Genomic DNA, 24,940 nt, shown 5'->3' with positions numbered 1-24,940 from the left:
ACATTTTTTTTATATAAACTTTGATAACTTAATACAAAATTAAATTTTTGTAATTTTAGATGGCTATTATTTTTAATAACTATTTTGATTCGTTGTCTTTTAATAATGCTTTTGCGACTTTTAGTTGATGTTTTACTGATTCTTGACCAGTTGAACCATAGCTTTGACGACGCTTGAGACAATTTTCAGGTGTTAAATAATCATATATATCTTCCTCAATATTCTCATGATGTTCTTGATATTCGCTTAAAGGTACGTCTAATAGGTATATACCTTTATGAATACAATTTAATACGATTTTACCAACGATTTCATGAGCGGTTCTAAAAGGTACACTTTTACTGACTAAATAGTCTGCTAATTCTGTTGCATTTGAAAAGTCATTTTTTACTGTTTGATTTAAACGGTTTGAATTAACTTTCATAGATGCAACCATACCTTCGAAGATTCTAAGAGATCCTTTAAGTGTGTGTACAGCATCAAATAAACCTTCTTTATCTTCTTGCATGTCTTTATTATAAGCTAATGGTAAGCCTTTAAGTGTTACTAACATACTCATCAAGTGTCCTGTAGTACGTCCGACTTTTCCTCTTATTAGTTCAGCCATATCAGGGTTTTTCTTTTGTGGCATAATAGATGAGCCAGTAGAAAACGCATCTGATAAAGTGATAAATTTTGCCTCATCAGTCGACCAAAAAATGATTTCTTCTGCAAAACGTGATAGATGTACCATAGTGAGTGAAATATGATGCAATGTTTCAACGATATAGTCACGATCACTGACAGCATCTAAACTATTTTCATACAGATTTGCAAATCCTAGAAGTTCTTGAGTCAGATGTCTATCTATAGGGTGTGTAGTTCCACTTAAAGCTGCAGCACCTAATGGTGAGATATCTATACGTTTAAGACTATCCATGAATCTACCTTTGTCTCTTTCTAACATCCAAAAGTAAGTCATAATATGATGTGCGAACGAGATGGGTTGTGCACGTTGTAAATGCGTGTATCCAGGCATAATTGTGTCAACGTGCTGGTCTGCTAATTGTACAATTGTTTCTTGAAACGACGCTATAAGTTCAATAATGTATTGAACTTGTTCTTTAGTATACAAATGCATATCTGTGGCAACTTGATCATTACGGCTACGACCAGTATGCAGTTTTCCACCAGCTTCGCCAATACGTTGAATAAGCTCGTGCTCAATATTAAGATGAATATCTTCGAGAGAAGCTTTAAATTTAAGTTTACCTTCTTCAAAGTCACTTTGAATATTTTTAAGCTCATTAATGATGGATTGAGCTTCATCATCTGTAATAATATGTTGTTTAGCGAGCATAGTTGCATGTGCAATACTACCTTGAACATCTTGTTTAATTAAATTTTTATCAAAATCAATTGACGCATTGAAATCATCAACCCATTCTTCGGGTTGAGTTTCAAATCTGCCACCCCAAGCTTTATTGCTCATTACTATACCCCCCGTGAAGTAATGCATTAACTTGTGTAGGTAAACCATAAATATCAATGAAACCTACTGCTGATTCTTGATTGAAGGCATCTTCTTTTGTATAAGTAGCTAATTTTTCATCGTATAAAGTGTAAGGAGATTGTCTGCCATTGACAATAGCGTTCCCTTTAAATAATTTAATTCTCACATCTCCCTCAACATATTGTTGAGTACTATCGATAAAGAGTTTTAAACTATCTGTTAATGGTGAGAACCACAAACCATTGTATATTTGTTCTGAAAATTGTTTTTCAATGACAGGCTTAAAGTGCGCTACGTCTTTAGTTAATGTAATTGTTTCTAGTGCTTTGTGTGCTTTTAAAATAACTTCCGCACCAGGTGTTTCATAAATCTCTCTCGATTTTATCCCGACCATTCTGTTTTCAACATGATCGATTCTACCAATACCGTGTTTGCCAGCAAGTTGATTCAAGTAAAGAATAAGGTCATCTAATTGATAATCTTTGCCATCAACTTGTACTGGAATACCTTGTTTAAATGTAAGGATAATTTCGTCTGCATTGTCTGGAGTTTCTTCTAAAGGTGTAGTTAAATCAAATGCATCTTCCGGAGGTGCGGCATACGGATCTTCTAAAATACCACATTCATTAGCTCTCCCCCATAAGTTTTGGTCAATTGAGTATGGCGAGTCATAATTGATTGAAACAGGAATATTATGTTTGATTGCGTAATCAATTTCTTCTTCTCTGCTCCAAGCCCATTCACGAACAGGTGCAAATGCTTTTAACTTAGGATTTAAAGCTTTGATTGCCACTTCGAAACGTACTTGATCATTACCTTTACCAGTACATCCATGCGCAATACCAATAGAATTTGTTTTTTCAGCAATTTCAACCAGTTTTTTCGCGATGAGTGGACGTGATAATGCTGAAACTAGAGGATATGCATTTTCATACATTAAATTTCCTTTAATAGCATAACTTACATAATCATCACTAAATTCTTTAGTTGCATCAATAATATGACATTCGACTGCACCCATATCTAAAGCTTTTTGATATACAACGTCTAAATCTTTGCCTTCGCCTACGTCAAGACAACAAGCAACTACATCATATCCTTTATCAATAAGCCATTGAACTGCAACGCTTGTATCTAAACCACCTGAATATGCTAAAACGATTTTATCTTTCATATTTACACCTCAAATAATTTTTTATGATTATTAATATGCATCTATCATATCAGATTGATAATGAAAATAAAACCATTATTTTACATAAATATTCATTTTTAAATCTGATTATATTTAGATATTTTGTTTGAAATACTGTTATAAAGGCTTTTATATATATTTTAAAATTTCTGTAAATTGTATATCGAAAGTGGTGGTGTGACCTTTGATATTAAAAATAACTTTTTTTATGAATGAAAGGTTACATAAAAAATAATTTTCCTGTGATAAGTTAGCCTTGAGAATTGAATAGCGCATCTAAACTTAGTAGAATTAGTATAAGTACTTATAACAGGAGGCAATAAGATGACTCACATTCAATTAGACTATGGCAAAACTTTAGAATTTTTTGATAAGCATGAACTAGATCAGCAAAAGGATATTGTTAAAACTATCCATCAAACTATTCATAAAGGTACAGGAGCAGGTAATGACTTTTTAGGTTGGTTAGATTTACCTGTTGATTATGATAAAGAAGAATTTTCTAGAATCGTCGAAGCATCTAAACGTATCAAATCAAATTCCGATGTACTTGTTGTTATCGGTATTGGAGGTTCATACTTAGGTGCACGTGCTGCAATCGAGATGCTTACATCTTCATTTAGAACAAATACGGAATACCCTGAAATTGTATTTGTAGGTAATCATTTATCCTCAAGTTATACAAAAGAATTACTTGATTATTTACAAGGAAAAGATTTTTCAGTTAACGTTATTTCAAAATCAGGTACTACGACAGAACCAGCAGTTGCATTTAGATTATTTAAACAATTGGTTGAAGAAAAATATGGAAAAGATGAAGCTAAGAAACGTATTTTTGCAACGACAGATAAATCTAAAGGTGCACTTAAACAATTAGCAGACAATGAGGGTTATGAAACGTTTGTTGTACCTGATGATGTGGGAGGTCGTTATTCTGTTCTTACAGCTGTAGGATTACTACCAATTGCAACTGCAGGTATCAATATTGAATCAATCATGATTGGTGCGGCTAAGGCACGTGAAGAGTTATCTTCTGATGATTTAGATCAAAATATCGCATATCAATATGCAACTATTCGAAATATTTTATATAGCAAAGGTTATACTACTGAAATGTTAATTAATTACGAACCGTCTATGCAGTATTTCAACGAATGGTGGAAACAATTATACGGTGAATCAGAAGGGAAAGATTTCAAAGGTATTTATCCATCAAGTGCGAATTACACAACTGATTTACATTCCTTAGGACAATATGTTCAAGAGGGCCGTCGTTTCTTATTCGAGACAGTGGTTAAGGTCAACCATCCAAAACATGATATCAAAATTGAAGAGGATGCAGATGATTTAGACGGACTGAACTATCTTGCTGGCAAATCAATCGATGAAGTGAATACTAAAGCATTTGAAGGTACATTACTTGCACATACCGATGGTGGCGTTCCAAATATCGTTGTAAATATTCCTCAGTTAGATGAAGAAACATTTGGATATGTTGTTTATTTCTTTGAATTAGCTTGTGCAATGAGTGGATATCAATTAGGTGTTAATCCATTTAATCAACCTGGAGTTGAAGCTTATAAACAAAATATGTTTGCACTATTAGGTAAACCAGGCTTTGAAGATAAGAAAAAAGAATTAGAAAATCGTTTATAATTTCAAGTTGAACTTAAATATTGAACTTAAAAAATGAGCCTAGGATTATCTAGGCTCATTTTTATTATGTGTATTAATAAGAGTAAATGAAAATTGATTAACGTCAGATTAGTAAGAAGTCAAATTCAGATAGGAAATAATAAATATTCAATTCATTAGAGTTTCGATAAAGAATGGAATAACAAAATTGATGAATTAGATATCAATATATAGATTTATTAATTCCTACCTAAGTCTGATTTATGTTGTTGACCTAATTTTAATGTTTCAAAAAATATCATTTACAACTATAATGAATAAGTAATACAACCCTAAGAAAGGATTTGATGTATTGTCGCTTTCTCAGTTAGAAGAATGGTTTGACGCATTTCGACAATTCGGATATATTCCTGGGTTCATCATGCTTTATTTAAGAGCCATTGTACCTGTGTTGCCTCTCACTTTGTACGTCGTGCTATTAATACATGCGTATGGATTGTTTCCAGGTATAATTATCAGTTGGCTAGGTATCGTCTCAGGTACTTTTACTGTCTTTCTTATCTGTAAGAAATTTGTGAATACAATAAGAATGAAAAAATTAAAAAGTAGAAAGTCTGTTCAAAGGCTAATTAGCTTCATAGATAGACAAGGGCTTATCCCTTTATTCGTATTATTATGCTTTCCATTTACACCCAATACATTAATAAATATTATTGCGAGCTTATCTCACATCAAAATAAAATATTATTTTTTTGTATTAGTTATTTCCAAATTGATTTCAATTACTATTCTAGGAGTAATGGGAAAAGAAATTTTCACCATATTTACTAATCCATTAAGAGCGCTTATTATGATAGTGTTACTTGTAGTATTATGGTTTATTAGCAAAAAGGTAGAAAAGTATTTTATGGGTTCTACCAAGGAGTAAAACATGAAACATTTGATTAAATATTTGATTTCCTTTACTTTTGCAATTATTATTGTAATATTCATTCAATCATTTATAATCGTAGGCGCTGTGATATCAAATAATAGCATGACACCGACCTTGCAAACGGGAGATAGAGTAATAGTTAATAAAATTAAAGTCACGTTTGACCTTATTCAACGTGGTGATATAATCATGTACAGGCATAATAACAAAACCTATTTTAGCAGAATTATAGGAAAGCCTGGTGAGTCTGTGAGTATTAAATCGCAGCGTATTAATATCGATGATAGACAAGTAAATGAACCATATATGAAAGATAGGCATATTAAAGACATTACATTAAGAGAAATTAAAAATTCTGATGGTGATACGATTCCACCGGGAGCATTTTTTGTTTTAAATGATAATAATAACAAACATACTGATTCAAGAACCTATGGTTTAATAGATAAGAAAGATATCATTGGAGATGTCAGTTTAAAATATTATCCATTTAAAGAATTTAACTATCAATTTAAATAACCAGAAGAGGTGTAGACTTTGAAAAAAGAAATTTTAGAGTGGATTGTTGCCATAGCCGTTGCCATTGCACTTATTGCCCTAATCACTAAATTTGTCGGGAAATCATATTCTATTAAAGGTGATTCAATGGATCCTACATTAAAAGATGGGGAGCGTGTAGTGGTAAATATTATTGGCTATAAATTAGGTGGCGTTGAAAAAGGAAATGTCATTGTATTTCATGCTAATAAAAAAGATGATTATGTTAAAAGAGTTATTGGAACTCCAGGAGATAGTGTTGAATATAAAAATGATACACTCTATGTTAATGGTAAAAAACAATCAGAACCATACTTGAACTATAATGAGAAACGTAAGCAAGCTGAGTATATCACAGGTAGTTTCAAAACAAAAAATTTACCAAATGCTAATCCTCAATCTAATGTTATTCCTAAAGGTAAATATTTAGTTTTGGGAGATAACCGTGAGGTAAGTAAAGATAGTCGTTCATTTGGTTTAATTGACAAAGACCAAATTGTTGGAAAGGTATCGCTTAGATATTGGCCTTTCAGTGAATTTAAATCTAACTTCAATCCAAATAACACTAAAAATTAAATATCAATCAACTTTGGAGATTTCTATTCATGCGTTTTAAAAATAGAAATCTCTTTTTTGTTTTTCTTAGAAAATACACCTGTGTGATATGATTAATAATAAAGGAGTGAGGGAATGTTATGGAATTTAATACATATATTGGTCGAGCAGGTACAGGAAAGTCAACAGCCATGCTTAATCAAATAAAAAATAAAATGAAGCAAGACCCGCTGGGTGATCCTATAGTATTAATTGCACCTACTCAGAGTACTTTTCAATTAGAGCAAGCATTTGTAAATGATTCCGAACTTCATGGTAGTTTGAGAACTGAAGTACTTCACTTTGAAAGATTGAGTCATCGTGTTTTTCAAGAAGTTGGTGGTTTGACAGAGCAACGATTATCTAAGGCCGCTTTAGAAATGATGATTTTCCATATTGTTCAACAACATGAGTCTGATTTGAAATTGTATGGTTCACAAGCTCAATACTATGGTTTAAGCGAAAAGTTAGCTGAGCAAATTCAAGATTTTAAAAAATATAATGTCACTCCTGAACACTTAGATCAATTGATAGAAAATCATTCAGTACAAACGAGAACAAAACATAAATTAGAAGATATTTCTCTTATTTATAAACAATTAGAATCACGAATGAATGGTGAATTTATAACAACAGAGGATAGTTTGCAACAATTCATTGAAATACTATCTCAATCTCAGTGGATAAAAAAGGCTGAAGTATTTATTGATGGATTCCATAATTTTTCTACATTGGAATATAGAATTATAGAAGCACTTGTTCAACACGCCAAACAGGTGACTGTGTTATTAACGACCGATGGCAGCCATCATCCATTTAGTTTGTTTAGAAAGCCATCTGAAGTTTTATCACATTTGGAGGATATCGCTAATCGTTTAAATATAAATCTAAATAAAACATATTTTAATACATTTTATCGCTATAAAAATGATGATTTAAAGAATCTTGAAAATGGGTTTGATGCATTACAATTTACGCCTAAACATCATCAAAATCATGTTAAAATATTTGAATCTTCAAGCATGAGAGAAGAAATAAATGAAGTAGCTCGACGTATTTTAAAAGATGTCAGAGAAGCAGATTATAAATTCAGGGACATTGCTATATTATACCGTGATGAATCGTATGCATATCTATTCGAGTCAATACTTCCTTCATATGATATACCATTTAACATTGATACTAAAAAGTCTATGACACATCATCCTATCATGGAAATGTTACGTTCTTTATTGGAAGTGATACGTTCAAATTGGCATATTAATGCAATGTTACGATTATTTAAAACGAATGTTTTAACGTCTCAATTTAAAAGAAGTAGCTATTTAATTGATTTACTGGAAAATTTCGTTTTAGAACGTGGTATTTATGGTAAACGTTGGTTAGATGAAGATATCTTTAGTATTGATCAGTTTAGTAGAATGGGACGTAAATCACATCAACTAACTGAAGAACATCAAGCATTATACAAAGAAGTAATTAAACTTAAAACGAATGTTATAGATAAAGTATTACATTTCGAACAAGCTATGAATGAAGCGCATACAGTTAAAGATTATGCTACGTCATTTTATGAAAGTTTGGAGTATTTTGAACTACCGAGTCAGTTAATGACTCAACGTGATGAATTAGAGTTAGCGGGTCTAACAGAAAAAGCCGAAGAAATTGACCAAGTATGGAATGGTTTAATACAAATTTTAGATGATTTAGTTACTGTATTTGATGATCAGGAAATGACACTTCAACAATTTTTAGATGTTTTTGATATAGGTTTAGAGCAATTAGAGTTTGTTATGATACCTCAAACTTTGGATCAAGTTAGTATCGGTACAATGGATTTAGCGAAAGTTGATAATAAAAAACATATTTATATGGTTGGGATGAATGATGGTACATTACCACAGACTGTATCTTCATCAAGTTTGATTACAGATGAAGAGAAAAAATATGTTGAGGACAATGCACATGTAGAGTTAAGTCCAACTTCAGATATACTGCAAATGGATGAAGCGTTTGTATGTTACATCGCTATGACAAGGAGTCAACAAAGCGTTACTTTTTCATATAGTTTAATGGGGAATTCTGGAGATGAGAAGGAAATTAGTCCTTTTTTAACACAAATTAAAGAATTATTTTATGATTTAGAAATCACCAATCTACAAGATTTACATAAAGCGCAACCATTATTAATGATGCAACATTCACATCAAACTAAAATTCAGCTTTTTGAATATTTAAGAGGTTGGTTAGACCATGAAGACATAGATATTCGTTGGTTGGATGCATATTTAGCTATTCGAGACGATGATCAATTAAATCAAGGTTTAGATTATCTTACGACGTCATTGACATATGATAACGAGACTGTCCAATTAAATGAAACCTTATCACAACAACTTTATGGTAAAACTATCAACGCTAGTGTGTCTCGTTTTGAAGGTTATCAACAATGTCCTTTTAAACATTATGCCTCGCACGGTTTAAGATTAAATGAACGCACTAAATATGAATTACAAAATTTTGACTTAGGAGATATTTTCCATTCAGTTTTAAAATATATTTCCGATCGAATTTATGGTGACTTCAAGAATTTAGATACAAAGAATATTCAATCACTTACTAAAGAAGCATTAGAGCTTATTTTACCTAAAGTACAGTTTAATTTGTTAAATTCGTCTGCGTATTATAAATATTTATCTAAAAAGATTGGATCAATCGTTGAAACAACTTTAAAGGCACTTAAATATCAAGGGGAGTACTCTAAATTTGTACCTCAACGATTTGAAACAGGATTTAGAAAATCACCTAAAAACAAAGGTGAACTTGTTGCACAACCACTGATTACCAATCAGGGAATTCCGATTAATATAAGAGGTCAAATCGATCGTATTGATACATATACAAAAGGTGATCATAGTTATGTCAATATCATTGATTATAAATCTTCAGAAAGTAGTGCAACACTCGATTTAACAAAAGTTTATTATGGTTTGCAAATGCAAATGATGACCTACATGGATATTGTATTACAAAACAAGGAACGTTTAGGTCTTACAGATATTGTGAAACCAGGGGGTCTACTTTATTTCCATGTCCATGAACCGCGCATTAAATTTAAAAGTTGGGCAGATATAGATGAAGACCAATTTCAAAAAGACTATATCAAAAACTTTAAAATGAGTGGTTTGCTTAATCGTGACCAAGAAGTGTTAGACGCTTTAGATATTAGACTTGAACCAAAGTATAATTCGGATATTGTTCCAATAGCATTAACAGCTAAAGGCGCTATAAATCAGCGTAGTAGTAAAGTAGCTGATGAAAACATCATTTATCAATTAATAGAACATAATAAGAAGAATTTTATCGAGACAGCCACCCACATTATGGATGGACATACGGAAGTGGCACCCTTGAAGTACAAACAAGTATTACCTTGTCAATTTTGTAATTATAAATCAGTTTGTCATGTAGACGGATTAATAGATAGTAAGCGTTATAGAACAGTAGATGAATCGATAAAACCATTAGATTTAATTCAACAATTAAGAAATGAAGGTGGTGAAAGACATGATTCCAACTAAACCTCAAGATGTGATTTGGACAGATGCACAATGGCAAAGTATTTATGCGAAAGGACAGGACATACTTGTTGCTGCTGCAGCAGGTTCCGGAAAAACAGCCGTTCTAGTTGAGCGTATTATACAACGTATACTAAGAGATGAGGTAGATGTAGATCGGTTACTAGTTGTAACATTTACGAATTTAAGCGCACGTGAGATGAAGCATCGAGTTGATAAACGTATACAAGAAGCATCTTTTAAGGATCCTAACAATGAACATTTAAAGAATCAGCGAATCAAAATTCATCAAGCACAGATTTCTACTTTACACAGTTTCTGTTTGAAATTGATTCAGCAGCATTATGACGTATTAGATATCGATCCTCATTTTAGAACAAGTAGTGAAGCGGAAAATATATTATTATTAGAACAAACTATTGATGATGTTTTAGAACAACACTATGATAAATTAGATCCTCACTTTATAGAATTAACCGAACAACTATCATCAGATAGGAATGATGATCAATTTAGAAGTATTATTAAGCAGTTATATTTTTTCAGTATTGCTAATCCTCAACCATTTGAATGGCTCAATCAATTAGCGCAACCATACAAAGAAGAAAATAAACAGCGAGAATTAATGCAGCTTATCAATGATTTAGCAATGATTTTTATGAAAGCAGGATATGAGGAATTACAAAAAAGTTATGACTTATTCTCAATGATGGAAAGTGTTGATAAGCAGCTTGAAGTTATTGAAACCGAACGCATGTTTATTACTAAAGCCATTGAAGGTAAAGTATTAAATACAGATGTTATCACACAACATGAATTTATGAGTCGTTTTCCGGCAATAAATAGCAAGATAAAAGAAGCAAATGAAGGCATGGAAGATGCTTTAAATGAAGCAAAACAACATTATGATAAATATAAATCTTTAGTTATGAAAGTAAAAAATGATTATTTTTCTAGAAATGCAGAAGATTTGCAAAGAGATATGCAACAACTCGCACATCGAGTGGCTTATTTAGCTCAAATAGTTCAAGACGTGATTCAATCATTTGGTGTTCAAAAACGAAGTCGTAATATTTTGGATTTCTCAGATTATGAACATTTTGCATTACGCATTCTTACTAACGAAGATGGCTCGCCTTCGCGTATCGCTGAAACGTATCGTGAACATTTTAAAGAAATCCTAGTTGATGAGTATCAAGATACTAATAGAGTGCAAGAAAAAATATTATCTTGTATTAAAACTGGTGAAGAACACGATGGTAATTTGTTCATGGTTGGGGATGTGAAGCAGTCTATTTATAAATTTAGACAAGCTGATCCCAGTTTATTTATTGAAAAATATAATCGCTTTTCTAGTAGTGGAACTGAAAGTGGCTTACGCATTGACTTATCGCAAAACTTTCGTTCGAGACAGGAAGTGTTATCTACAACCAATTATTTGTTCAAACATATGATGGATGAACAAGTAGGAGAAATTTCATATGATGATGCAGCGCAATTGTATTTTGGTGCACCATATGACGAAGTTTCACATCCTGTTCAATTACGGGCACTTATTGAGGCAAGTTCAGAAAATAGTGACTTAACTGGAAGTGAACAAGAAGCGAATTACATTGTTGAGCAAGTTAAAGATATTATTAATCATCAAAACGTATACGATATGAAAACAGGTCAATACAGAAAAGCAACATATAAAGATATCGTAATTTTAGAGCGAAGTTTTGGTCAAGCTCGTAATCTTCAACAAGCTTTTAAAAATAATGATATCCCTTTTCACGTAAATAGTAAGGAAGGATATTTTGAGCAAACTGAAGTACGTCTTGTTCTTTCATTTTTAAGAACAATAGATAATCCACTTCAAGACATTTATTTAGTGGGTTTGATGCGTTCTGTAATATATCAATTTACTGAAGAAGAATTAGCTAAAATAAGAGTTGTAAGCCCTCATGATGATTACTTTTATCAATCTATAAAAAATTATATGATTGATGAAAAAGCTGATTCTAGATTGGTTGACAAGTTAAATCGTTTTATTCAGGATATACAAAAATATCAAAATTATAGTCAAAGTCAACCGGTTTACCAATTAATTGATAAATTTTATAATGATCATTTTGTAATTCAGTACTTTAGCGGTCTTATTGGAGGTAAAGGTAGAAGAGCGAATCTGTATGGGCTATTTAATAAAGCTGTTGAATTTGAAAATTCAAGTTTCAGAGGTTTATTCCAATTTATTCGTTTTATTGATGAGCTTATTGATCGTAAAAAAGATTTTGGTGAAGAAAATGTCGTAGGTCCTAACGATAATGTGGTTAGAATGATGACGATTCACAGTAGTAAAGGATTAGAATTTCCATTTGTAATTTACTCAGGATTATCTAAAAAATTCAACAAAGGTGACCTGAATGCACCAGTTATTCTAAATCAACAATATGGTTTAGGTATGGATTATTTTGATGTAAATAAAGATATGGCTTTTCCTTCGCTTGCCTCTGTGGCATATAGAGCAATAAATGAAAAAGAACTTATATCAGAAGAGATGCGTTTAATCTATGTTGCGTTGACACGAGCAAAAGAGCAACTTATTTTAGTTGGAAGAGTCAAAGATGAAAAATCGTTAATTAAATATGAAAAATTAGCTGTTTCAGACACACATATAGCAGTTAATGAACGCCTTACTGCCACAAATCCATTTGTTCTAATTTATGGTATTTTGGCTAAGCATCAATCGCCTTCATTGCCAAATGATCAAAGATTTGAAAGAGATATTGATCAATTAAATTCTGAAGTGAAGCCACGCGTATCAATAGTGATTGATCATTACGAGGATGTTTCAACTGAAGAAGTGGTCAATGATAATGAAATAAGAACAATCGAAGAATTAAAGGCCATAAATACTGGTAATGAAGATGTGAAAATTAAAATTCATCAACAGCTTTCTTATGACTATCCTTTTAAAGTTAACACGATGAAACCATCTAAACAGTCGGTATCAGAGTTAAAACGCCAATTAGAAACTGAAGAAAGTAATACAAATTATGATAGAGTACGTCAATATCGTATTGGTGTTGCATCATATGAAAGACCCAAGTTTCTTACCCAAACAAAAAAAAGAAAAGCAAATGAAATAGGGACTTTAATGCATACAGTCATGCAACACTTACCTTTTAGAGAACAACGTTTAACAAAAGACGAATTACTCCAATATATCGATGGATTGATTGACAAACAACTTATTGATGAAGATGCAAAAGAGGATATTAGAATAGATGAGATTATGCATTTCATTGATGGCCCTCTCTATATGGAAATAGCTCAAGCTGACAATGTTTATACTGAATTACCTCTTGTGGTAAATCAAATTAAAGTTGATGGACTTACAAGTGAAGATGAAGATGTATCCATTATTCAAGGTATGATTGATTTAATATATGAAAGTGACGGACAATTTTACTTTGTTGATTACAAAACAGATGCTTTTAATAGAAGAAAAGGTATGAGTGATGAAGAAATAGGGAATCAGCTCAAAGAAAAATATCAGATACAAATGACGTATTATCGAAATACTTTAGAAACCATACTTAAACGACCTGTAAAGGGTTACTTATATTTTTTCAAATTTGGTACATTAGAAATAGATGATTAAAATTCAAAGTTACTTTGATAAAGTGGGAAACAATAAGCCGTGTTTTCATCCTAACCAAGAAAACACGGTTTCACTGTATATATGTCTGTTATTAAGCTTACAAATAAACTTTCTTAATTTTCTTACTTTTATATTTGTTATTTGAACTTAGATATAGTTATAATATGTAATAAGATATAGATGAGGAGTTGATTATGAATGAAATTTCTATCATTCAAACATAATGACAGAACTTCATATGGTGTTAAAGTAAAACGTGAAGATGCTGTTTGGGATTTACCAATGGTTTTTGCTGAGTTTGGGGACAAAGACTTTAATCCTAAAACTTTAATTGCAGGTTTACAGCAAAATCAAACTTTAGACTTTCAAGAGCAAGTTCGAAAAGCAGTTGTCGCAGCAGAAGAAAGTGGAAGAGATGAGGAATTTAAACTTTTATTCACTGATATTGATTTTCTACCACCAGTGACACCTCCTAATAATGTGATTGCATTTGGTAGAAATTATGAAGATCATGCTAGTGAATTAAATCATGAAGTTGATAGTTTATACGTATTTACTAAAGCGGCTTCATCTTTAACTGGTGATGAAGCAACAATTCCTAATCATAAAGATATTACAGAACAATTGGACTATGAAGGCGAACTTGGAATTGTAATTGGAAAATCAGGCGAAAAGATTCCTAGAGGATTAGCTTTAGATTATATTTATGGGTACACAATTATCAATGATATTACAGATCGTACTGCGCAAAGTTCACATGATCAAGCATTCTTATCAAAAAGTTTAACTGGGGCATGCCCAATGGGCCCTTATATAGTAACCAAAGACGAATTACCTGCGCCAGAGAATGTAAATATCGTAACAAAAGTGAATAACGAAATTCGACAAGATGGCAACACTGGTGAGATGATTTTAAAAATAGATGAACTCATCGAAAAGATTTCAAAATATGTAGCTTTACATCCAGGCGATATCATTGCAACTGGTACACCCGCTGGTGTGGGTGCTGGTTTACAACCACCACAATTTTTACAACCAGGTGATGAAGTCAAAGTAACTATAGATAATATTGGCACTTTAACAACATATATATCTAAAAATTAAGAGTTATACAATTCTTTAAAAAGTTAAAGGGGAGTGGAGTAAATATGTTACTCCCTAATCCCTAACTTGCTTTGTCTGTAGAAATTTTAGTGTAATTCTATGTGTTGAGCGTTGGAATTTAATTTGCTTATTTTAAAATTTCTGTTCAAAAACTTGATATTAATACATTTTTAGTTCAGTCATCGAATGACTATTCGTTAAAAAAGTCTGGGATATTATTTTTATTCTAGACTTTTTTGTATACTTATCAAAATATTTATTATTTTAATTATTGATAAAAATTGAAGTAATGGAATCATCAAATATTTAGAAATATGTTATGATGATTTAGAAATAAAAAGATGGGGGGACAAACATGTTACATGTCCATATTTTAAGTTGGGTATTAGCAATTATTTTATTTATCGCAACTTATTTAAATTATTCACAAACGCAAGGTGCATCACCTTATTATAAGCCTTTGCATATGGCATTAAGATTATTCATGCTATTAACATTAATTTCTGGTTTTTGGGAATTAATCGAAGAGTTTATGGCTGCCTCTAATGGTGAAGGTGGAAATCATATGCTACTTACTTTAAAAATGTTATGTGGTTTAGCTGTTATCGCATTTATGGAAATTTCTATTGCTAAAAGAAAAAAACAACAGACTAGCCATAAATTCTTTTGGATTACTATTATTTTAATCATAATTACAATGGCTATTGGTGTTATTTTACCTTGGGGCCCAATTTCTAAAATATTTGGAATAAGTTAAACATGCTTGGATACAATAACGTACGATTTATATTTATTGAAGTATGAACATCATATTATTCCTAAAAAAAAGACCAAAATGAATTCAAAAAATTCATTTTGGTCTTTTTATATGAAAATTATAAGTTCATTTTCCTAAATAGTCACTCTTGCTATTTCTCCCATTCTATTCATAAATTATGATTTGTGTGGAATGTTATTGCGCTTTATACCCAATTAAATTAATTAAATCTTTTGGATGACTATAAGGAGGTGCATATGCTACTTCAAATTCTGTTAAATCATCCACAGTAGCATTATTCATCATTGCCATTGATAATACGTCTATTCTTTTATCGGCACCTTGTTTACCAACTGCTGCTGCGCGTATAAGTTTTCTCGAGTCTTTTTCAAAATAAACACGTAAATGTAGTGGTGAATTTCCTGGGTAATATCCTGCATGAGCTCCTTGCTTAACTTCAACCATATCATAATCGAAATTTTTAAGTTCATTTGGTTTGATGCCAACACTTGCTAATGTATAGTCAAAAAATTTCACTATATTATTTCCTAGATAACCTTTAAAGTGAATAGACGAATTTCCAGAAAGTTGTTCAGCTATAATACTTGCACCACGGTGTGCTCCCCAAGCAAGTGGAACCTGTGCCGGTAAATTCACATGACGATAATGTGAAGTAATAACATCACCTAATGCATAAATATTTGGTATATTTGTTTGGAAATTATGATTTACTGGGATATATCCTTTATCATTCAGTATGACGTTAGATGATTTAATAAATTGTGAATTTGGATGAGTACCTACACCTTCGATAATAAGATCAAAGTTTTCAACTTTACCAGATGTGAATGTAACTTCATGTCCATTGACGTGACTAATTTCTTCGTTAAATCTATAAGTGATATTTCTTTTTTCTATTTCGTCGATGATGGGTTGATTCATATCTTGATCCATCAGTTTATTAATATTTGTAGAGCGATGAATCCATGTGACATCCAAACCTCTATGATGTAAATTTTCAAGGACTTCTAAAGAGATGTAACCCGCGCCAACAACAAGTGCACGTTGTGCTTTGGTATTCGTAATAAAGGTATCAATTGTTTCAGTATCTTCGAGATTTCGCACAGTAAATGAGATATCACTATGAGTGTTTAATCGATTTGCAGATGCGCCAGGACTTAAAATCAATGTATCGTAGCTTTCTTCAAAAGTTTGATTAGTTTGATGATTTAAGACAGTAACTTTTTGTCTCTCATCATTGATTTGTATAACTTCATGGTATGTTTTTACAGTGATTTGCTTTTTGTCATAAAATTGATTGGGCGTGTATGCTAAAACTTTACGACGGTCCTCGATAACGTTGCCAATATAATAAGGTAATGCACAATTAGCAAAGCTCATGTCTCTATCTTTTTCAAAAACAATGATTTCACTCTCTTTATCTAATCTTCGAATTTGACTTGCACAAGTCGCACCACCAGCAACTGCACCGACTATTATAATTTTATTCATAGCTGTCTCTCCTTTATATATGTATGATATTGAAACACGTATGCCTTTTTAATCATCACTTGGATTGTTTATTCAACTTAATAATAACGCATTTTCAAATTAAAAAAGTCATTTAAATAACGACCTATTCCGTCTTCATTATTACTAAACGTAGTCTCATTTGCTATTTCTTTTAAATCTTTCAAGCCATTGGCCATTGCAATGCCATGGGTCGCAAACTTTATCATTTCTATATCATTGTCCTCATCACCAAACGCAATGATATGATCGTCGGCGATGTTTAAATAGTTTTGAACATGCTTGATTCCACGTGCTTTGTTAATCCCACGTTTCACAATTTCTATTACTGGAAACGGTGCGCCCCAACGACGATGTTCAATATTTTCTGCATAAAAATGTGTTAACATATCTTTAATTTCAGGAATATTTTCTTCTTCTGCTTCAACAAGTAATGACGTAGGTGCTTCATTAAGATTTTCAAGTAAATTACCCGTTTGAATTTTAGGATTTCCCATTGAAAAACCTTCGAAAAGTCTTGGATCATAACTATTTATAAAGACGTAGTCTTTTACTTCAGCAATGATATTTGTAATATGAGATTGTTGAAGTGCTGTAATAATATTTTTAGAAATTTCTACATCAAGTACTTCATGTATCACTTTGAAATCGTTTGCTTTTGGATGATGTACAAATGCTCCATTAAAGTTAACAACAGGTGTGCTCATATTTAGTTCATGATAATACATCTGGCTTGCGCGATAAGGTCTTCCAGTAGCAATCATAACGTAGTGTCCACATTGTTGTAATTCGGTTAATACTTGTTTAGTGTAAGGTGAGATTTCTTTATTGTCATTTAATAATGTACCATCTAGATCTAGACAAATTAAATAAGGTTGCATATATTACTCCTTGTGTTGTTAATTATCATGTAACAGTATCATAGCATTTTATTGGCGTTTTGTCGGATATTTGATATATTGGTGTAAAGAAAATTTTAAAGAGGTGATACTGATGGAAGAAGCACTAAAAGATAGTATCTTAGGCGCTCTTGAAATGGTAATAGATCCTGAGTTAGGGATAGATATCGTTAATTTAGGTTTAGTATATAAAGTTGATGTTGATGATGAAGGTTTATGTACAGTTGAAATGACATTGACTTCGATGGGATGTCCATTAGGACCACAAATTATTGAACAAGTTAAGAGTGTTTTGGCTGAGATTCCTGAAATTTCTGATACAGAAGTGATGATTGTATGGAGTCCACCTTGGAATAAAGATATGATGTCACGATATGCCAAAATAGCTTTAGGCATCGGATAATATAAAGGATAGCTACTCATTGTTTGGAATAATGATGTAGCTATCCTTTTTAATTATTAAAGAAAATTCAATAAGAATTATCGTATGTTCATTTAATATTTTTATAAATTGGGCCTATAATAAAATTGAATTAATATTACAAATGTATTACAATACTTAAGACTTATAACCTTTTAATGAGGTATATCTTACGAAGTATGATAATTAATTCAATGGAAACGTGCGCTATATGATAGGGATAGCTATAACATAAGAGAATGACCTTGTTAATTTAAATGAGATAAAATTTGTTTGAATAAGTTGATTAGAAGCAATAGCGTTCGTCTTATGAAATTGATTAGTAAAAAAGTTACTTGTCTAACGAAATTTATTATTAATAGGGAAGAATGTAACAATGAGAAAAAAATTAAATAATGAATATCGCTCTGCTAAAAAAATACGATATATGCCTGGATTAGATGGTTTGCGAGCAATTGCAGTCATTGGTATTATTATTTATCACTTGAATAAACAATGGTTAACAGGTGGTTTTTTAGGCGTAGATACTTTTTTTGTTATTTCAGGTTATTTGATTACGAGCTTATTACTTAAAGAGTATGAAGATACTGGAACAATAAATCTTAAAAATTTTTGGATTCGTCGTATTAAAAGGTTATTACCAGCGGTATTTGCATTAATAGTAGTAGTTGGAATTGCAACTTTATTATTGCACCCCGAGCATATTGTAAGAGTTAAACATGATATGATAGCAGCAATATTTTACGTATCTAATTGGTGGTATATTGCTAAAGATGTCAATTATTTCGAGCAATTTTCTTTTATGCCTTTAAAGCACCTATGGTCACTAGCCATTGAAGAGCAGTTTTACCTTTTTTTCCCAGCAGTACTCTTATTATTTATGGCAATAGTTAAGAAAAAGAAAAATGTCATACTGATGTTTTGGATCATATCCCTGGTTTCATTATTAATGATGGTTGTTATTTCTCAACCTCACTTGAACCATTCTAGAGTATATTTTGGAACTGATACAAGATTGCAGACACTGCTTTTAGGTGTACTTCTAGCATTTATCTGGCCACCTTTTAAATTAAATCCCAATCCACCTAAAGGATTAAAAACTGTGATTAATAGTGCGGGTATCATAGGACTTACATTTTTAATTCTATTATTCTTTACTGTTAGTGATGAAAGTGATTGGATTTATAACGGTGGATTTTATCTTATTTCAACAATGACTTTGCTAATTATTGCAAGTGTTGTTCATCCAACGACAATTTTAGCTAAGTTATTAGGAAATCCTTTATTTGTCTACATTGGAAAGCGTTCATACAGTTTATACTTATGGCATTTTCCTGTAATTAGCTTTATTCATAGTTATTTTATTGATGGTCAATTACCAACTTATGTTTATATTATGGATATCGTAATTACTGTATTATTAGCCGAATTATCATTTAGATATGTTGAAACGCCATTAAGAAAGGAAGGTCTAAAGGCTTTTACATTTAAAAAAACTTACAAACCTCAGTTTATTAGAACAATTGTAACGTTAATTATGTTGTTACCTTTTATTTTTATACTAGTTGGAGCTTTCGATAAATTCGGAAAAGATACAATTTCAAATAAAGCACAAACATTTAATACAAACGAGGCTGATCAATATCTTATTCATATGATACCGATTGATAATATTTCGTTAACTAGCGATGGTAAAACCAAAGAGAATAAGAAAGACAATGATGTATATACACAAATTAAGCCATTATTAATTGGTGATTCAGTTATGGTAGATATAGGGGAACAATTTAAAACGAAAGTACCCAAAGCTAAAATCGATGGCAAAGTCGGTCGTCAACTCTATCAGGCCGAGAGCCTCGTTAAAAATCAATATAGACATTATAATAAACCATCAGACCAAATCATACTTGAGTTAGGTACAAATGGTGATTTTACAAAAGAACAATTAGATAATTTAATTGACAAATTTGGCAAAGCACAAGTGTATCTTGTGAATACAAGAGTGCCAAGATCATATGAAAGTCATGTTAATGAGTTGATGGCAAAAGCAGCTAAAAATAAAAAGAATGTAACCCTAATTGATTGGTATAGTCGCTCAAAAGGGCATACAGAGTATTTTGCTCCAGACGGAATCCATCTTGAAAATGATGGCGTAGAGGCATTGACAGATGAGATATTAAAAAATATAAAGAAGAAATAATAAATTAATCATTGAGGAAGAACTCTATTCATTTGGAATTAAGTTCTTTCTCTTTTTTCATTTCTATGTCGTAATAAAATGAAAAAATAAGCTTTTATTGTTGATTAAATAGATAGGAAGGTCTATAATATAGTTAAGGTCAAAGAAAGTCAAAGTCAAATTTGATTTCTCTATATTGATCTACTCTTAATGATAGAGGTGAAATAATTTGGATATTAATCAAATGACATATGCTGTACAAGGTGCCTTACAAAAAGCAGTCGCGTACAGTAAAGAATATGAATTACAAAACATTGAAGTTGAAGCATTGTTAAAAGCTGCAATGAATGAAAATGATAGTTTATTTAAAAGTATATTAGAACGAGCAAATATTGATGTTGATCAATTAATAAAAGCATACGATAATCAATTAAGTCATTATCCAACTGTACAAGGTGACAATGTTCAGTATGGACAGTATATTAGTGCTAAAACAAATGAATTATTAGACAAAGCCGAGAAATATATGAAGTCCTATGAAGATGAGTTTATTTCTATGGAGCATATATTACGTGCAGCCATAGATACTGATGAAACTACTCAAAAATGGGTCGGCAATAAAGTAGAAGTGATAAAAGAAATTATAACTAAAGTTAGAGGGGGAAATCATGTGACATCTCAAAATCCAGAAGTAAACTATGAAGCTTTAGAAAAATATGGTCGTGATCTTGTAGAAGAAGTACGTCAAGGTAAAATGGACCCTGTCATCGGTAGAGATGAAGAAATACGTAATACAATTCGTATATTAAGTCGAAAAACAAAAAATAATCCGGTTTTAATCGGTGAACCAGGTGTAGGTAAAACTGCAATTGTTGAAGGTTTAGCACAACGAATTGTACGTAAAGACGTTCCAGAATCATTACTCGATAAAACGATTTTCGAGCTTGATTTAAGTGCCTTAGTTGCAGGTGCAAAATATAGAGGTGAATTTGAAGAACGTTTAAAAGCAGTATTGAAAGAAGTAAAAGAATCTGAAGGTCGAATCATCTTATTCATTGATGAAATTCATATGTTAGTAGGCGCTGGTAAAACTGATGGTGCTATGGACGCAGGAAACATGTTGAAACCAATGCTTGCGCGTGGTGAATTGCATTGTATAGGTGCTACGACATTAAATGAATATCGTGAATATATTGAAAAAGATTCAGCATTAGAACGTCGTTTCCAAAAAGTTGGGGTCAGTGAACCTGATGTTGAGGATACAATATCAATTTTACGTGGTCTAAAAGAACGTTATGAGGTCTACCATGGTGTACGTATACAAGACCGTGCACTTGTTGCAGCGGCTGAGCTATCTGATAGATATATTACCGATAGATTTTTGCCAGATAAAGCTATAGATTTAGTCGACCAAGCGTGTGCGACAATACGTACAGAAATGGGATCAAATCCAACAGAGTTAGACCAAGTAAATCGTCGAGTAATGCAATTAGAAATTGAAGAAAGTGCCTTGAAAAATGAATCTGATAACGCAAGTAAACATCGTTTAGAAGAGCTTCAAGAGGAATTATCTAATGAAAAAGAAAAACAATCCTCTTTAAAATCACGTGTTGAACAAGAAAAAGAAAAAATTGCTAAAGTACAAGAAAAACGTGCTGAACTAGATAGTAGTCGTCAAGCTCTTGAAGATGCACAAACAGAAGGTAATCTTGAAAAAGCAGCAGAATTACAATATGGTACAATTCCGCAATTAGAAAAAGAATTGCAAAAATTTGAGGAAGCCTTTCAAGATGAAACTGGCGAAGATAGTGAAAGAATGATTCGTGAAGTCGTTTCAGATGAAGAAATAGGCGACATAGTTAGTCAATGGACAGGTATACCTGTATCTAAACTTGTGGAAACAGAAAGAGAAAAGCTATTAAGTTTAAGTGACATCTTACACAAACGTGTAGTAGGTCAAGATAAAGCAGTTGATTTAGTATCAGACGCAGTAGTTAGAGCACGTGCTGGAATTAAAGATCCGAATAGACCAATCGGAAGTTTCTTATTCTTAGGACCTACTGGAGTAGGTAAAACTGAATTAGCAAAATCGCTTGCTTCATCACTTTTCGATTCTGAAAAACATATGATTAGAATTGATATGAGCGAATATATGGAAAAACATGCTGTATCACGTTTAATTGGTGCACCTCCAGGTTATGTAGGTCACGATGAAGGTGGTCAATTAACTGAAGCAGTTAGACGTAATCCATACTCAGTTATTTTGTTAGACGAAGTTGAAAAAGCACATAGCGATGTTTTTAATGTATTACTTCAAATACTAGATGAAGGTCGTCTTACGGATTCTAAAGGTAGAAGTGTTGACTTTAAAAATACCATTATCATCATGACTAGTAATATTGGTTCACAAGTATTACTTGAAAATGTAAAAGATGCTGGTGAAATTAGTGATGATACAGAGAAAGCAGTTATGGACAGTCTACATGCATACTTCAAACCTGAAATATTAAATCGTATGGATGACATCGTGTTATTTAAACCATTATCAGTTAATGATATGAGTATGATTGTAGATAAAATTTTAACACAATTAAATATGAGATTATTAGATCAACATATCTCAATTGAAGTGACAGAAGAAGCGAAAAAATGGCTAGGTGAAGAAGCGTATGAACCACAATTTGGTGCAAGACCATTAAAACGCTTTGTTCAACGACAAATAGAAACTCCAATTGCACGTATGATGATTAAAGAAAGTCTACCTGAAGGTACAATAATTAAAGTAGATTTAAATGACAATAAAGAACTTGATTTTAAGGTTGTTAAACCTACGTCTTAATCTAGCAAAATATTAATTTGTAAAATAAAAAGAGTCCGGGTCATAAAACTATGTCCCGGGCTCTTTTATAATATAAAGGCAGTTGATGATTGAATTAAAAATACGTTAATATCAATCTTTTCAACACATGTTATAGGAGGACAAGCATTCATGCCCTCCTACACTATTATTTAAAGAATTAAGATTCGTATTGATTTGAACCTTTAGACGGCTTAAGAATTGGATCTAAAATAGCTACAACAATAGTGAAGATGACAGCAATAATAATTGGATTAATTACATTTAGTTCTGGTCCACTATTTAAGCTATTCAATACGAAATTAACCATTTGAAGTAACAATACTGCCCAAATGAATGTCATGAGGTATCTCATATTATATAACCTCCACTTGTTTATTCGTTAACTCTATTTTAAGTGATAATATCTTATTTGTATAGTATAAATCTAAGACGTTGGTTATCTCATACTTTTAATTAAAAGTAAAATAAGAAATTAGAGTATGTTGCAATTATAAAGATGTATTTAGTGAAGTTTGTTAAAATACATAATGGAAATGTTTTGTATTGATTGGGAGGCTCTCTGCTTGAGTTTAAAAACATGAATATGTTAAATTAATACCTGGTATTAAAAATTTTTTAAGAAGGTGTACAACCATGAATGTGGGTATTAAAGGTTTTGGTGCATATGCACCTAAAAATATTATAGACAATGCCTATTTTGAGCAGTTTTTAGAAACTTCAGATGAATGGATTTCTAAAATGACTGGTATTAAAGAAAGACATTGGGCAGACGAAGATCAAGACACATCTGATTTAGCATACAATGCAAGTATTAAAGCGATAGAGGATGCCGGCATTCAGCCAGTAGATATAGACATGATTATCGTTGCTACAGCTACTGGGGATATGCCTTTCCCAAGCGTGGCTAACATCTTACAAGAAAGACTAGGAACAGGTAAGGTTGCTACTATGGATCAACTTGCTGCATGTTCTGGCTTTATGTATTCAATGATTACTGCTAAACAATATATACAATCTGGTGATTACAAACATATTTTAGTTGTGGGTGCTGATAAATTATCTAAGATTACCGATATGACTGACCGTTCTACTGCTGTATTATTTGGAGACGGTGCTGGAGCTGTTGTCATGGGAGAAGTTGCTGAAGGTCGTGGTATCATTAGCTATGAAATGGGTTCAGACGGTAGTGGTGGTAAATACTTGTACTTAGATAGAGAAACTGGCAAACTCAAAATGAATGGTAGAGAAGTATTTAAATTTGCTGTGAGAATTATGGGTGATGCATCTACGCGTGTAGTTGAGAAAGCTGGTTTATCGTCTGAAGACATAGACTTATTTGTTCCACATCAGGCTAATATTAGAATTATGGAATCTGCGAGAGAGAGATTAGGAATAGAAAGAGAAAAAATGAGTGTCTCAGTAAATAAATATGGTAATACTTCGGCTGCCTCAATACCATTAAGTATTAATCAAGAATTGCAAAATGGAAAAATCAAAGATGACGATACTTTAGTCTTAGTTGGCTTCGGTGGAGGTCTAACTTGGGGCGCAATCGTTATTAAATGGGGAAAATAGGAGG

The 24,940-nt window shown here is 31.9% G+C and carries 17 protein-coding genes; 12 read left to right on the top strand and 5 right to left on the bottom strand.

Annotated features, from left to right (window positions below; genetic code table 11):
* Positions 1–79: 79 nt before the first annotated feature.
* On the bottom strand, positions 80–1,471 hold the full coding sequence (gene argH, locus FNL83_RS09160) for an argininosuccinate lyase (protein WP_002439068.1): 1,392 nt from the start codon (positions 1,469–1,471) through the stop codon (positions 80–82).
* Positions 1,461–2,666, bottom strand: a complete 1,206-nt coding sequence (locus FNL83_RS09155) for an argininosuccinate synthase (protein WP_001832499.1) — start codon at positions 2,664–2,666, stop codon at positions 1,461–1,463. The genes argH and FNL83_RS09155 overlap by 11 nt, the downstream gene beginning before the upstream one ends.
* Before the next feature lie 345 nt (positions 2,667–3,011).
* Between FNL83_RS09155 and FNL83_RS09150 the strand changes: the two genes are divergently transcribed.
* The 8 genes from FNL83_RS09150 (at position 3,012) to FNL83_RS09115 (ending at position 15,472) form a co-directional block, all read left to right on the top strand.
* The gene (locus tag FNL83_RS09150) at positions 3,012–4,343 is read left to right on the top strand and encodes a glucose-6-phosphate isomerase (RefSeq protein ID WP_001831993.1); all 1,332 of its coding nucleotides are present in this window, start codon (positions 3,012–3,014) and stop codon (positions 4,341–4,343) included.
* A 331-nt stretch (positions 4,344–4,674) separates the two neighbouring features.
* The gene (locus FNL83_RS09145; protein WP_002469530.1) at positions 4,675–5,250 is read left to right on the top strand and encodes a TVP38/TMEM64 family protein; all 576 of its coding nucleotides are present in this window, start codon (positions 4,675–4,677) and stop codon (positions 5,248–5,250) included.
* Positions 5,251–5,253: 3 nt separating this feature from the next.
* Positions 5,254–5,775 (top strand): signal peptidase I, encoded by a 522-nt coding sequence (gene lepB, locus FNL83_RS09140; protein WP_002456953.1) that lies wholly within the window; start codon positions 5,254–5,256, stop codon positions 5,773–5,775.
* A gap of 18 nt (positions 5,776–5,793) precedes the next feature.
* Positions 5,794–6,369, top strand: coding sequence for a signal peptidase I (gene lepB, locus FNL83_RS09135; RefSeq protein ID WP_002456954.1), 576 nt, complete (start codon positions 5,794–5,796; stop codon positions 6,367–6,369).
* Positions 6,370–6,488: 119 nt separating this feature from the next.
* On the top strand, positions 6,489–9,968 hold the full coding sequence (gene addB, locus FNL83_RS09130; protein ID WP_002456955.1) for a helicase-exonuclease AddAB subunit AddB: 3,480 nt from the start codon (positions 6,489–6,491) through the stop codon (positions 9,966–9,968).
* Positions 9,955–13,611 (top strand): helicase-exonuclease AddAB subunit AddA, encoded by a 3,657-nt coding sequence (gene addA, locus FNL83_RS09125; RefSeq protein WP_054828577.1) that lies wholly within the window; start codon positions 9,955–9,957, stop codon positions 13,609–13,611. The genes addB and addA overlap by 14 nt, the downstream gene beginning before the upstream one ends.
* A 198-nt stretch (positions 13,612–13,809) precedes the next feature.
* Positions 13,810–14,715: a fumarylacetoacetate hydrolase family protein gene (locus tag FNL83_RS09120; RefSeq protein WP_001831933.1), complete on the top strand. Its 906-nt coding sequence runs from the start codon at positions 13,810–13,812 to the stop codon at positions 14,713–14,715.
* A 355-nt stretch (positions 14,716–15,070) separates the two neighbouring features.
* Positions 15,071–15,472 carry a YisL family protein gene (locus tag FNL83_RS09115; protein WP_002456957.1) on the top strand — a complete coding sequence of 134 codons (402 nt, stop codon included), beginning with the start codon at positions 15,071–15,073 and terminating at the stop codon, positions 15,470–15,472.
* Positions 15,473–15,667: 195 nt separating this feature from the next.
* Here the strand turns inward: FNL83_RS09115 and FNL83_RS09110 are convergent, their stop codons facing one another.
* Positions 15,668–16,984, bottom strand: coding sequence for a CoA-disulfide reductase (locus FNL83_RS09110; RefSeq protein WP_002456958.1), 1,317 nt, complete (start codon positions 16,982–16,984; stop codon positions 15,668–15,670).
* 77 nt (positions 16,985–17,061) lie between these two features.
* Positions 17,062–17,883, bottom strand: a complete 822-nt coding sequence (locus FNL83_RS09105) for a Cof-type HAD-IIB family hydrolase (RefSeq protein ID WP_002456959.1) — start codon at positions 17,881–17,883, stop codon at positions 17,062–17,064.
* A gap of 112 nt (positions 17,884–17,995) precedes the next feature.
* Between FNL83_RS09105 and FNL83_RS09100 the strand changes: the two genes are divergently transcribed.
* The 3 genes from FNL83_RS09100 (at position 17,996) to clpB (ending at position 23,340) form a co-directional block, all read left to right on the top strand.
* A complete protein-coding gene (locus FNL83_RS09100; protein ID WP_001829290.1) occupies positions 17,996–18,304 on the top strand; it encodes a metal-sulfur cluster assembly factor in 309 nt (102 codons plus the stop codon).
* A 394-nt stretch (positions 18,305–18,698) separates the two neighbouring features.
* Positions 18,699–20,522 carry an acyltransferase family protein gene (locus tag FNL83_RS09095; RefSeq protein WP_001829283.1) on the top strand — a complete coding sequence of 608 codons (1,824 nt, stop codon included), beginning with the start codon at positions 18,699–18,701 and terminating at the stop codon, positions 20,520–20,522.
* A gap of 208 nt (positions 20,523–20,730) precedes the next feature.
* Positions 20,731–23,340: an ATP-dependent chaperone ClpB gene (clpB, locus tag FNL83_RS09090; RefSeq protein ID WP_002489842.1), complete on the top strand. Its 2,610-nt coding sequence runs from the start codon at positions 20,731–20,733 to the stop codon at positions 23,338–23,340.
* Positions 23,341–23,518: 178 nt separating this feature from the next.
* Here clpB and FNL83_RS09085 read toward each other — a convergent pair whose 3' ends face one another.
* The gene (locus FNL83_RS09085; RefSeq protein ID WP_001829320.1) at positions 23,519–23,713 is read right to left on the bottom strand and encodes a YjzD family protein; all 195 of its coding nucleotides are present in this window, start codon (positions 23,711–23,713) and stop codon (positions 23,519–23,521) included.
* Positions 23,714–23,994: 281 nt separating this feature from the next.
* Between FNL83_RS09085 and FNL83_RS09080 the strand changes: the two genes are divergently transcribed.
* A complete protein-coding gene (locus tag FNL83_RS09080; protein WP_001829261.1) occupies positions 23,995–24,936 on the top strand; it encodes a beta-ketoacyl-ACP synthase III in 942 nt (313 codons plus the stop codon).
* Positions 24,937–24,940 lie beyond the last annotated feature (4 nt).

Origin of the sequence: Staphylococcus epidermidis, from assembly GCF_006742205.1 — a bacterium.
Lineage (GTDB): Bacteria > Bacillota > Bacilli > Staphylococcales > Staphylococcaceae > Staphylococcus > Staphylococcus epidermidis.
This window is presented reverse-complemented; position numbering and strand designations above follow the sequence as displayed.

Coding starts and splice junctions, on each gene's coding strand:
- argH (WP_002439068.1), bottom strand. CDS start 1,471: ATGAGCAATAAAGCTTGGGGTGGCAGATTTGAAACTCAACCCGAAGAA.
- FNL83_RS09155 (WP_001832499.1), bottom strand. CDS start 2,666: ATGAAAGATAAAATCGTTTTAGCATATTCAGGTGGTTTAGATACAAGC.
- FNL83_RS09150 (WP_001831993.1), top strand. CDS start 3,012: ATGACTCACATTCAATTAGACTATGGCAAAACTTTAGAATTTTTTGAT.
- lepB (WP_002456953.1), top strand. CDS start 5,254: ATGAAACATTTGATTAAATATTTGATTTCCTTTACTTTTGCAATTATT.
- addB (WP_002456955.1), top strand. CDS start 6,489: ATGGAATTTAATACATATATTGGTCGAGCAGGTACAGGAAAGTCAACA.
- addA (WP_054828577.1), top strand. CDS start 9,955: ATGATTCCAACTAAACCTCAAGATGTGATTTGGACAGATGCACAATGG.
- FNL83_RS09120 (WP_001831933.1), top strand. CDS start 13,810: ATGAAATTTCTATCATTCAAACATAATGACAGAACTTCATATGGTGTT.
- FNL83_RS09115 (WP_002456957.1), top strand. CDS start 15,071: ATGTTACATGTCCATATTTTAAGTTGGGTATTAGCAATTATTTTATTT.
- FNL83_RS09110 (WP_002456958.1), bottom strand. CDS start 16,984: ATGAATAAAATTATAATAGTCGGTGCAGTTGCTGGTGGTGCGACTTGT.
- FNL83_RS09105 (WP_002456959.1), bottom strand. CDS start 17,883: ATGCAACCTTATTTAATTTGTCTAGATCTAGATGGTACATTATTAAAT.
- FNL83_RS09100 (WP_001829290.1), top strand. CDS start 17,996: ATGGAAGAAGCACTAAAAGATAGTATCTTAGGCGCTCTTGAAATGGTA.
- FNL83_RS09095 (WP_001829283.1), top strand. CDS start 18,699: ATGAGAAAAAAATTAAATAATGAATATCGCTCTGCTAAAAAAATACGA.
- FNL83_RS09085 (WP_001829320.1), bottom strand. CDS start 23,713: ATGAGATACCTCATGACATTCATTTGGGCAGTATTGTTACTTCAAATG.
- FNL83_RS09080 (WP_001829261.1), top strand. CDS start 23,995: ATGAATGTGGGTATTAAAGGTTTTGGTGCATATGCACCTAAAAATATT.